Annotated in this window: 2 protein-coding genes; both read left to right on the plus strand. The window is 66.4% G+C overall.

The genetic code is table 11. From position 1 onward, the window contains the following. Positions 1-315: 315 nt before the first annotated feature. Positions 316-600 carry a hypothetical protein gene (locus IF30_RS0140240; protein ID WP_030248071.1) on the plus strand — a complete coding sequence of 95 codons (285 nt, stop codon included), beginning with the start codon at positions 316-318 and terminating at the stop codon, positions 598-600. Continuing rightward, positions 582-995, plus strand: a complete 414-nt coding sequence (locus IF30_RS0140245) for a PIN domain-containing protein (RefSeq protein WP_030248074.1) — start codon at positions 582-584, stop codon at positions 993-995. Before IF30_RS0140240 ends, IF30_RS0140245 begins: the two co-directional genes overlap by 19 nt. The last annotated feature ends 184 nt before the right edge of the window (positions 996-1,179 follow it).

Consider the following 1,179-nt stretch of genomic DNA (forward strand, 5'->3'; position numbering starts at 1 on the left):
CCTCGCGGATCTCGAAGGTCATCGCATCCCCTGAACTGGGGTGTTGCAACAACCACTAGAACCCAAGGAAACGGTCCGGGCCTTCTGCCGGCGGAGGATCCGGGACTCGGACCGTGAGGCGTGCCCCATCACGCTTTCCAACTGTTCTTCCGGGTGTCCGGCGGTGGCCGCAGGCGTCCTGAAGTGCTGTGGAGCGGATCGCGCGCGGTGGTTCGGACGGAGTTGGACCGGGGCGAAAGCAACCAAAATTGCAACCATGCCCACCCGGCATCCAGGCCAGGCGCTCGATTCCTACTTCTTTGATAATCTGGCTCCATGATTGAGATGCCCTACAGCATCGGCGAGGGCCCGGCCACCAGGGTCAGCCTCTCCTTGCCCGAAGGTACGGCCGAGGCGATCCGCCAACGAGTGGGCAAGCGCGAGTTCTCGGCGTTCATCGCGGCGGCCGTCGAGCGGGAGCTGCGTGGTCGGATCCTGGACGAGTACCTGGCCGACTATGAGCGCCGGAAGGGACCGATCTCGTCGGCGGAGCAGGACCGGGCCCGGCAGGTCCTCGACGAGGTGTTCGCCGAGGAGGGCGAATGGCCCGTCGCAAGCTGACTCACGAGGGCACTTTGGTGCTCGACTCCGAGGGGCTCTCCAAGCTGCTCAACGATCATGAGCCCGCCGTCGCGCTGGTCGCCGAGGCCCGGAAGCGGGGGATGGAGGTGGCAATCAGTGCGCTGACCATCATCGAAGCCGTGCACAGCCGTACCGACCAGGCGCGCCTGCGATGGATTCTGTCCGGGCTGCGGATCGTGCCAGTTGGCGACGAGGAGGCTCGGGCCGCTTCGGCGCTGTTGACCGGTGCCGGTCTTCATGGCCACAAGTACGCGATCGACGCGGCAGTGGCCGAAATGGCGCTGCGGCAGCTGAGGCCGGTCGTCCTGCTGACGTCTGACATCGACGACATGGCCAAGCTCTGCGGTGACCACGTACGGCTCGTGGCCGTCTGACGCTTGCCGGGGGCGCTGGGGGCGGGCTGCCGGTCAGGGAACTGCGACCGCGGAGCCGCGCGACGGTCGGAAGCCGACCCGGAAGACGACGAAGGCCCGGACCGTCGAAGGCGGTTTTTAGTGGTCGTTGCAACACGTGGTCGGTTGTCTAGGCCGCGAGGAGTTTAGCCAGACGCTCGGCTGG

Origin of the sequence: Streptomyces sp. NRRL S-350, from assembly GCF_000719705.1 — a bacterium.
In the GTDB taxonomy this organism is placed as follows: Bacteria; Actinomycetota; Actinomycetes; order Streptomycetales; family Streptomycetaceae; genus Kitasatospora.